The organism is Pseudoflavonifractor sp. An184, from assembly GCF_002160305.1.
GTDB classification, from domain to species: domain Bacteria; phylum Bacillota; class Clostridia; order Oscillospirales; family Oscillospiraceae; genus Lawsonibacter; species Lawsonibacter pullicola.
The window spans coordinates 1-9,683 of the sequence record NZ_NFKI01000083.1; the positions used below are offsets into that span (position 1 = coordinate 1).

The following is a 9,683-nucleotide window of genomic DNA, read 5'->3' on the forward strand; positions in this document are numbered from 1 at the left end:
GGTCGCCTTTCTCCAAATCAAGGTCCTCCCACTTGAGGCCCAGCAGCTCTCCCCGCCGCAGGCCGGTGGCCAGCTCCACGTAGTACAGCTCGAACACACCGCTCTCTTTGGCTTCCCGGAGGAAGGAAGCCAGCTGTTCCACCGGGAGTGTTTTCATCTCTTTGTGTTCCAGCTTGGGCAGGGCGCAGCCCTCAGTGGGGTCTGTGGCGATGAGCTTCTGTTCTTTGGCCAGCTTCATGGCAGAGGCGATGATCTGGTGCAGATTCCGTACCGTCTTGGGACTCAGGCCTTTGCTCTGTTTCTTGCTCTCGATTCGGTCTACTCTGCCGCTGCTGAGCAGCTTCTTGTAGAATTTCTGTAAATCCAGAGAGGATAACTTTCCGAGGGGGATTTTCCCGATATTCGGCTTGATGTGGTTGTCGATGTACCCCCGGTAGGTCTGATGGGACGAGGGCCTCACCTTCACCTTGGCGTAGTTCTCGAACCAGATATCCATCCACTCTCCTACGGTGTACTGCTTTGATTTCACCGGGTCAACCTGCTTGGCTTCCTCAATGGCCTGCTTCAGCTTGGACCTGGCCTCCGCCTGGGTCCGGCCCAGGACGTTTCGGTAGATGGCCTTCCCTGTCTCCGGGTCGTGACCGGCGGTGTACCGGCCCTCCCAGCGGCCGTCATTCCGTTTTCGGAGGTTGCCCTCCCCGTTGGCTCTGCGTTTTGCCATGGCTCTCACCGCCCTTCCGGGAGGGCAGACAGGCTGCCGTCGTCCTCGTCCATGGCCTCAATGGCCAGGCGCATCCCCAACCGGAAGCCCAGAATGAAGTTCTCCAGGGCCAGGGTGCTGCCGATCTCATTCTCTGCGTTGAGGAGCCGCAGGAGCATGGTTTTTTCCTCTCCTTCCAGCAGAGCGGTGAGCTTCTCCTCGTATTCCTCCGCCTGGCCCATGGCTTGCTGCAGTGGGGAGCCTGGGGTGATGTCCTGCTCGTTGGGTGTGATTTTCCCGAAGTACAGATCTTCCAGTATGTTTCGCATGTGTGCCGCCTCCTTTGCAACAACACACAATACCACAGAAATGGGAAATAGCCAGGGCTGTGGCGCAGAGTTATCAAACAATTCACATTTTCTAATTCTTGCCCTTTTCTTTGTTAAGCATCGCATTTTCCGGCTCCAGGGAGAATTTCTATCTTTGTTTCATGCGACGCAAATCTTGAGGGGGCGTCCAGTCCGAAAAGGATGTCTCTTGCAGCAAAGGAGACTCGTGTGACCCCTGTTTTTTTGTTATGACAGTAGGCGTTTGGGGATAGTGACCGCCCAAGTGATAGTACAGACCGGATTTTGACCCCACTTTTGATACACCCAAAACCCCCGTAACTGCCCGCACTGCGGGCAGATGTGACCGGCCGGAGGCGCCCACGGCGACCCCGGCCTTTATCCTGCTTTTCTTTTCGTCCTCCGTAAAGAGCCCAGGAGGGGGGAGGTCTTCTCTCCAAAGAGGGAGAATAGCGGCCCCGATCCGGCTTGTATCCGCCGGGAGGGGCAGGGACACTGCCCCTCCCATGATCGGGGCAAACAGCGGCTCACACGGCCAAACAGGGGTTATAGTTGTGTTTGTCCTCTCCCCGCTTGGCCCAGGGCAGCTTCTCCTTGTTAACGGCATCGCAATCCTGGCAACCGGCAGAGCTGCTTTTTTCTCTCTGTTTTCGGCCCTTGGCCGCAAAGTGGGTCCGGGCTTCCGCCCGGAAACTGCGTTGGCTGCCGCTCGCGGCAAGCCAAACGCTCTGCTTGCCCCACCCAAGGGTGAGTAAAATCGTTTCCTATCTTGATGATTGGGAGTCCGTTAGCTTTGACGATAAGCGCAAAGTAGTCGATATTCTCATATCAAAAATTGACGCTACCAGTGAGAATATTACAATCCACTGAAAAATCTAAAATCTTTTAACTCGGTATTATGCCCTTGTAAAAAATAGTTTTCTATTTCTGGAACAAATTGTAATAGAGTGTTAAGGACACAAGGAGGAACCGTGAGGCTTTACAAAAAGGTAGACCACACAGTGATTTCCATGTGTCTACCTTTATCTTGATAGTTTCACTTTTTCGGTGGCACCATCATAAACATAAATATCTGCTATAATTTATGTTGACTAAATGTTTGGCTTATTATTATACTCTCATAATTTCCTCGCCGCTTCAAATTCTCTTGCCTTGGATACAACTTCTTTGCTCATACACCAGAAATAGTCAGCAGGCGTTCCCATGGAGACAAAGGTTGCTCCGCGCTCAATCCAGAACTGGATCAACTCATAATTGACGCCAATCGAGACACCAAATGGAACTTTATGGTTTTTGCAGGTATCAATGATCCGCTGCATCAGTTCCAACACTTCCGGATCAGTTAGCTGCCCCATTTTGTTAATGGAAGCGGACAGATCCATCGGACCGCAGATGATTCCATCGACTCCGGGTACCTCCAGAATTTCGTCCAAGTGATTGACTGCGTCCACATGCTCACACTGCATTAGTTTTAAAATACTTTGGTCTACTTGCTCTAAATAAGTATCCAGGGGCATATTGCCGTATTGAATCGCACGCAACGGGCCAAATCCACGGATTCCTTTTGGGGGATACGTACACACCGAGACACATTTTTCGGCTTCCTCCGGTGTGTTGACCATGGGGAATATAATTCCATCGGGCCCAACCTCAAGTACCGGCTTTACATTTGCAATGTCGTGGTTTTGCACCCGCACAAACGCAGCGCAGCCCCCAGCATTGGTGGCCACAATAGCGTTTTGAACCATCGGCATGGTCATACCCGCATGTTCGTTATCGATCCAGACGTAGTCGTACCCTAAAAAGCCGCACATCTCATAATACCAAGGCTCGGTGGTAGAGCAGTGTGTACCAAAGCAGAGCTGGTTACGTTCCATTTTTTTGCGAATTCCATCGATTTTCATAGCTATAAGACTCCTCGTTTCGTTGTTTTCTTGTCAACCAGCTGGTTATCCCAGATTCAGACAACCCTTTTGCAAAATTTCGGTGTTATCCATTCTGCTTATTTTTATCCTCCCGCAGATGTTCAGCTGCCTCTGAAATTGCCTTTGCATCGTCATCCTCTTCAAGATTTGCTGCCTTTTCCATGTCCAGCTGCTGGGTTACTTTTCCTTTGGTAGCAATATCCCAAATACTGAGGAGCAAATCCCGAAACGCATACAGCATCATGAAGAATGCGGAAACTGGGATACAGCTGTAGTAATAGCTGCGTTTCATAAACGGCAAAGTGTACATTGTCGCATTGGAATTCAGGCACAGACGCACACCGAAATAGAATATCACCGCATACGTGAGCAGCATGAGACAGTTTGAAAGAACGGCCAATATCCGACCCATCCCAGTACCATGAAATTTGTCGGTTAAAATATCCACCACAAAATGGCCATGGATCCGTACTAACTCAGCTGCCCCCAGAAAAATGGTCCACACCAAAAAGAACTGAATTGTCTCATCCACCCATGTGGGATTATAGGGGATAAAGGGCAGCCGGGTTACAACGTTCAAAATAAACAAGACAAATACAATTCCAAGGCAGGCGGCGGATAGCCCCCGCATGATACCGCCCACAATTTCCTCGAATTTTTTCCAAAGTTTCATTGAATATTTCCTCCCTTACGCACCCAAACCGGGCAGGAATAGGGACAGCGGACTAAAGAAAGCGGCCAAAATCGCTACCACTGACATAATCGCTACATAGGGCACCGCATCCTTGGCAATTCGTATCAGCTTTTCCCCTGTAATACTCGACAAAACATAGAGGTTCAATCCGACAGGCGGTGTAATTGCTCCTACCGACAGCGTAATACACATCACGACTGCGAGCTGAATAATGCTGTAGTCATATGCTTGGGCCAGGGGCACAAAGATCGGAACCGTGATCATTAGAATAGAGGTGCCTTCCATAAAACAGCCCATAATCAGGAGCATAATAATGATGATTATCATGACCGGTCCTACACTGCTAAACACGCTGACAATGGCGTTCACCGCCTGTTGAGGAATCCGAGTGCGCAGCAGGACGTACTGGAAGAACGATGCAGTGGAAATGACAAACATAATTTGCGCAGAGGACTTGGCTGTCGCCCAAAAGATATGCGGCAAGTCTTTTAGTTTGATTTTTCGATACTTAAATACCCCCAGCAGTGCGGCGTACAAAGCGGCAACCGCCGCAGCTTCCGTGGCAGTAAACAGGCCGCCAAACATACCGCCCAGCACGATTACAGGAATCAGCAGGGCCCAAATTGCCTTTTGAAAATAATGTATGCGTTCCCACATGGGAATGGAGGGCACCCGGCCTACGTTATGCTTTTTGCAGTGATAGCTGGCATAAACGATAAACAACAAGCCAATCAGTACCCCGGGAAGGGCTCCGCCCATAAACAGATCGTTAACCGACACGCCGATGCTTGGATCGGAAATCATGCTGGCAAACAATATCATGGTTATGCTGGGGGGAATAACGGGGCCAAGACACCCTGAGGCTGCAATGGTAGCGCAGGAGAAAGGCTGTTCATAACCCGTCTTACGCATTTCGGCAATTGCAATCATTCCGATTCCGGCGGCAACCGCCGCGGCGGAGCCAGACATTGCAGACATTACCATGCAGGAAACAATCGCGGCGTTTGCCAAGCCGCCCCACCGGTGCCCAAGACAAGCCCGTGCAAACCCAAACAGATCCTGCGAAATACCGCCGGCGTTCATAAAATTCCCCATCAGTAAAAAGAAGGGGATGGACATCAGCGTGATGCCGCTGACCTGATTGAACATTCCCTGCGGAAGCGTCATCATATTAGACATGGTGGCTTCCCCTAGGGCAACATAGGTCCCAATCGAGATAAGTGCCATGCTGCATGCGGTGGAAACCCCAATAAAGAGTGCCACCAGCACAGCAATAAACATTACAAACATGATCATGAGGGGGATACACACTCCTTTTCCCATAGACTGGCGCTGCAGCGCCAAACAAATTTTTTCTGCGTTATCCCACAGTCATGGCTTTTATGCGGCAACCTCCGCGGCGGCCAGCAGAGCATCCAATTCCTCCTGTCCGCAAAGGGAGGCAATTTCCTCGTAAGCGGGACCCATCTTATCAATGAAAGATTGCTTATCCGGTGTAGTTACGTTCATGCCCAAACTCTCCAATTCCGCGATGTCCGCTTCCTCACCACCGGCAATCAGTTCACGAGTCACCGCCTGCGCTTCCAGTGCCGCCTCCTGGATAACCTCCTGCAGCTCCGGACTCATCGAGTCCCAAAGATTTTGATTGATCAGCAGCGCTTGTACATCAAAAAAGTGGCCCGTCAACGCCAACTGATTTTGGCACTCATAGTAAGAGTCGGCTAAAATAGTAGCCACAGGATTTTCTTCCCCGTCAACGACTCCCTGCTTCAAGGATTGGTACAGCTCGGAGTAGGCAATGGTCTGCGTATTGCAGCCCAAGGCATCGAAGGTGGCCAGCAGACCAGCAGAACCGGGGACGCGGATCGAGGCGCCTACCAAGTCTTCCGCGCTGTTGACTACGATATTGTTGGTCGTTACATGCCGAAAACCGTAGTCCAGCATAGCCAGGGCGTGCATATTCATCTGCTCCCCAACATCCTCATTAATCCAACCCAGCACATAGTCGTCCATGACCTGATGGGCATGGTCATAGCTGTCGAACAGGAAAGGAGCCGCCAGAGCGTTCAGTTTTGGCATATAAGTCGCCATATTGCTCTGGGAGGCAATGACCATATCCACATCGCCGTTGGTATAGCAGTTTTCAATCAGCGCGGGCTGGTCGCCCAGTTCACTGGCCGGGTAAACGATGACGGTTACTTGGCCATCGGTTTTTTCAGAGACAATTTCCGCAAAGCGCTGCGCGGCAGTATTGTGAGCATGGCTGGTTGCCGCAGAGTGAGCCAAGCTGATTTCCATGGTAGGAAATCCAGATGTGTCGTTGCCGTTGCCGGATCCGCTGGAGCTGCTGCCTGCATCTCCGCAACTGGACAGCAGAGTAAGGGACAGGGACAGGCTAATTCCGAGAGATACCATTCGATTCCACCGCATTTTTCTATTCCTCCTATTTTTGTGTTTACGGGTTACGTCAACCAGAATTGTCGTTTTTGACAAAACCGTTTAGTGTAATGCATTTTAAACATATCATAAATGCTGAAAGTGCACCACTGAATTTCATAAATTTCAGAAATTTCATGAAATTTTGATTGCCATTTTCTTATAAATTGAGTATCATAAAGACAAATATACATTCATTTTTCTTTCTCAATCAATCCATAAAATCTATTATTATCTCCGAAAGTTCACTGGGCTACCAAAATCAGTGAGATTTGATGTAAATTGTTAAGAAAGAAGAGACTTAGATGAATATTTTACAAAAGACAATTGCAGAAAAAGCTGGCGTTTCATATGCTACTGTATCACGGGCATTTACAAATAGTGCAAAAGTCAAACCACAGACACTCCAAAAAATTCGAAATGCAATGCAAGAACTTGGAATTTCAGACTATGACGATGTATTGTTGGGCAAGAGATTTATCGCAAGAGCTGTATTGCTGGCAGTTAGCGATATTTCTAACCACTTTTATTCTAAAGTAATTAAAGGAATCTGTGAGGGACTGAATCCATTAGGCTATTCCATACTGCTCTACAACTACGACTCAGATTCTGGCCAGGAAATTAGCGCTCTTCGGCACGCGATGGAAAATGGATACTCTGGCATTATTATGATTACTGTTTCAATGTCTGAGGAAATGATTCGTTTTCTCCAGAATACCTCTATTCCCATTGTACTGGTTAATCGTTACATTCCCTCTCTTGATTTGGATGTAGTACGCATCGATAACTATCGCGGTGGGTATATGGCAGCAAAATATTTAATGGAGCATGGTCATAAAGATGTTGCTATGCTCACTGGTGTCAAGGGTTCTGGAACTGCTTTAGATCGGAGCCGCGGCTTTTTTGATGGTATGCGGGATTATGGATTATCCTTTACCGATCAAGATATCGTTTATGGCGATAACTCTTTAAAGAGCGGCAAACAGTTTGCAGACTGGCTTGTTAATCAATCGCGCCCATATACCGCAGCATTCATTGGTAATGATTATATGTCTGTCGGAGTGGTTCGCCGTTTACAGGAACTCAATTTTCAAATTCCAAAGGACTATAGCGTTCTATGTTTTGATGATTCCTATATGGTAGATGAAAGCGGTTTAAACTTAACAACAATCAGTTGTGACCCAGAAATGATGGGGCGTTCTGCCGCGGATATTTTTGTGAAACGTCAGGCAGATTTGCTGGGTGGACGATTTCGAATCATTTATTCTCCTATATTAAAAGAAAGAAATAGTGTCCAATCATTGGAGACGATTAATTTCTGACGATAATATTTCTTCCAATTCCCTTTCGTGTTCCTGATGCCCCGTAACGGTTGTAATGTCAAGGCATTGACCCAATCAAGGGCACAAAGCCGAATTGGGACTAATACTTGGCAGATTTATGGAGGCCGCTTATAACAACGTATATTCCACTCGGTTATGTTTCACTTTTGGTTATTTGCTAATTTGAATATATTTGAAGTCCAGCATATGATAAATTAATTCAATACCTGGTACTAGGCCTTGTTTAAAAAATAAGTCCCAATTCGACTTTGTGTTCCCGGTCAGGTCAATGGATTGACATCACAATAGCCAAAGAGCAGGAGGAACACAAAAAGGAAATGGGAGAAAAATAAAAGTTGCACAAAAGGGGTAGATATGCGAAACTAAAGAGATAAAACGCTATAAACTAACAAAAGGATAATGGGAACGGATTAGACTGCTGTTGCCACCGTAAGAAACAGAGAGGCAGGGCTGTCCCTGCAAAGACAACCCAGACGATGCCGAACGAGATGCTCTGGATTATCCGAAGCGGCCCCCAGTGGTAGGAACTGCCGGAGGCCTACGCCACCTGGAAGAATATGTATATCCAATTTGCAAATGGCGAGGGAAAAACAGAGGATAAGGAAGTTTGCCGTACCAGAGGATGTCTGAACACAAAGATCCATACCATTGTAGATGGACTGGACATCCCAGTGAAACTCCTTCTCTCAGCCGAAACTGATAACGATATGTTCATGCCATAGTGTTGATTGAAAACGTTGGACTCTGCGGAAGTAATGTGCTGACAGTCCAAACTTATGGTACCCAATCCATTCGGGAATATATCTCAGAGCATGGCGTTAGTTACGTGATTCCACCCCAAAGCAACGTGTCTAATCCCTGGCCAGTAGACTGGTATCTGTACAAGAAACGACATTTGATTGAGTATTTCTTCCTGAAAATCAAGTGGTTCTGCAGAATTGCTGCCGGATACGACAAGTCGGACTCCCCTTCTTGGCCTTCGTTTACCTTGCCGCCATTGCAATTCTGTTGATTTAGATCACACCTTCCGATTTTTCAAACAAGGCCTAGTTTTGCGAGGACACTCTTTTTGCTTCGTGAACGCGGACCGACCTAAAACTTGACCCAAATTCTGACCCAGATCGCTGAAAAGCGCCGTGGAGCGGAGAGCAACAACCTTCGGGTTTTGGGGCATTTAGGACCTAAAAATGCCCGGAAATCCTTAAAGCGCAGCGGATGGAGAAACCGACAGCAGCTCATAACCCGGAGGTCGGAGGTTCAAGTCCTCCTCCCGCAACCAGAAATCCGCTGGAATCGTCTAATTCCAGCGGATTATTTTTGTTTTCCGCAACTTTTTCGCGAGGTTTATTTTGAGTTTCTGAATCTGACCCAGATTCTGACCCATACGGGAATTTTTCCGGACTGGAGAGGGCTATAAACTGCCGGAGAGGACGTGTTCCATGGCTTCCGCCGCCTGCCGCTGGGCCGAGGTGGTCACATGGGCGTAGGTGTCCAGGGTAAACCCGGCGCTGTAATGGCCTAGCATCCCGGACACCGTTTTCACGTCCACTCCGTTTTGCAGGGCCAGGGTGGCGAAGGTGTGTCTTAAATCGTGGAACCTGACTCGAGGCAGTCCCGCCCGTTTCAGTACTCGGTGGAGCATGTGGAGCACACTGTCTGGGGACATGGGGCCGCCCGTGGGGCCAGGGAATACCCAGGGGCTTGCTCCGACCTTCTTTTTCTGTTGATCCAGAACGTCTACCGTATCCTTTGCCAGGGGCAGGGTGCGGTAGGCGTTTTTTGTTTTCAGGGGTGCTTCCACCACCTCGCCGTTGATTCGTGCTATTTGCCGTTTAACCCGGAGGCTGCCCCGTTCCAGATCAAGGTCCTCCCACTGGAGCCCCAGCAATTCTCCCCGCCGCAGGCCGGTGGCCAGCTCCACGTAGTAGAGTTCGAACACTCCGCTCTCTTTCGCCTCCCGCAGGAAGGAGGCCAGCTGCTCCACTGGAAGCGTTTTCATCTCTCTGTGCTCCACTTTGGGCAGGGCGCAGCCGTCTGTGGGGTCTGTGGCGATGAGCTTCTGCTCCTTGGCCAGCTTCATGGCCGAGGCAATGATCTGGTGCAGGTTCCGCACCGTCTTGGGGCTCAGGCCCTTGCTCTGTTTCTTGCTCTCGATCCGCTCCACTCTGCCGCTGCTGAGCAGCTTCTTGTAGAATTTCTGTAAATCCAGAGAGGATAACTTTCCGAGGGGGATTTTCC

7 protein-coding genes and 1 pseudogene are annotated in these 9,683 nt (G+C 49.0%); 1 reads left to right on the forward strand and 7 read right to left on the reverse strand.

The annotated features are described in order from the left end of the window. The 6 genes and pseudogenes from B5F19_RS15740 to B5F19_RS15770 form a co-directional block, all read right to left on the reverse strand. A pseudogene (locus B5F19_RS15740) lies at positions 1-721 on the reverse strand (site-specific integrase); the annotation flags it as partial. Positions 722-726: 5 nt separating this feature from the next. Next, the gene (locus B5F19_RS15745; protein ID WP_087292369.1) at positions 727-1,029 is read right to left on the reverse strand and encodes a DUF6809 family protein; all 303 of its coding nucleotides are present in this window, start codon (positions 1,027-1,029) and stop codon (positions 727-729) included. Positions 1,030-2,165: 1,136 nt separating this feature from the next. Beyond that, complete coding sequence (locus B5F19_RS15755) at positions 2,166-2,951, reverse strand: aldolase/citrate lyase family protein (protein WP_087292375.1); 786 nt, start codon at positions 2,949-2,951, stop codon at positions 2,166-2,168. A gap of 85 nt (positions 2,952-3,036) precedes the next feature. Continuing rightward, positions 3,037-3,645, reverse strand: coding sequence for a TRAP transporter small permease (locus tag B5F19_RS15760; protein WP_087292378.1), 609 nt, complete (start codon positions 3,643-3,645; stop codon positions 3,037-3,039). Positions 3,646-3,660: 15 nt separating this feature from the next. Beyond that, positions 3,661-4,962 (reverse strand): TRAP transporter large permease, encoded by a 1,302-nt coding sequence (locus B5F19_RS15765; RefSeq protein ID WP_087292381.1) that lies wholly within the window; start codon positions 4,960-4,962, stop codon positions 3,661-3,663. Between the two features lie 84 nt (positions 4,963-5,046). Continuing rightward, complete coding sequence (locus B5F19_RS15770) at positions 5,047-6,096, reverse strand: TRAP transporter substrate-binding protein (protein ID WP_204248349.1); 1,050 nt, start codon at positions 6,094-6,096, stop codon at positions 5,047-5,049. A gap of 311 nt (positions 6,097-6,407) precedes the next feature. On the opposite strand from B5F19_RS15770, the gene B5F19_RS15775 reads away from it, so the two are divergent. Continuing rightward, the gene (locus B5F19_RS15775; protein ID WP_087292384.1) at positions 6,408-7,424 is read left to right on the forward strand and encodes a LacI family DNA-binding transcriptional regulator; all 1,017 of its coding nucleotides are present in this window, start codon (positions 6,408-6,410) and stop codon (positions 7,422-7,424) included. A gap of 1,432 nt (positions 7,425-8,856) precedes the next feature. Here B5F19_RS15775 and B5F19_RS15780 read toward each other — a convergent pair. Further along, positions 8,857-9,683 (reverse strand): site-specific integrase (locus B5F19_RS15780; RefSeq protein ID WP_087292387.1); only part of this gene is annotated, 827 nt, incomplete at its 5' end.

Bases quoted from the DNA above. Each gene is read 5' to 3' on its own strand.
- B5F19_RS15745 (WP_087292369.1), bottom strand. From the start codon at position 1,029: ATGCGAAACATACTGGAAGATCTGTACTTCGGGAAAATCACACCCAAC.
- B5F19_RS15755 (WP_087292375.1), bottom strand. From the start codon at position 2,951: ATGAAAATCGATGGAATTCGCAAAAAAATGGAACGTAACCAGCTCTGC.
- B5F19_RS15760 (WP_087292378.1), bottom strand. From the start codon at position 3,645: ATGAAACTTTGGAAAAAATTCGAGGAAATTGTGGGCGGTATCATGCGG.
- B5F19_RS15765 (WP_087292381.1), bottom strand. From the start codon at position 4,962: ATGATCATGTTTGTAATGTTTATTGCTGTGCTGGTGGCACTCTTTATT.
- B5F19_RS15770 (WP_204248349.1), bottom strand. From the start codon at position 6,096: ATGCGGTGGAATCGAATGGTATCTCTCGGAATTAGCCTGTCCCTGTCC.
- B5F19_RS15775 (WP_087292384.1), top strand. From the start codon at position 6,408: ATGAATATTTTACAAAAGACAATTGCAGAAAAAGCTGGCGTTTCATAT.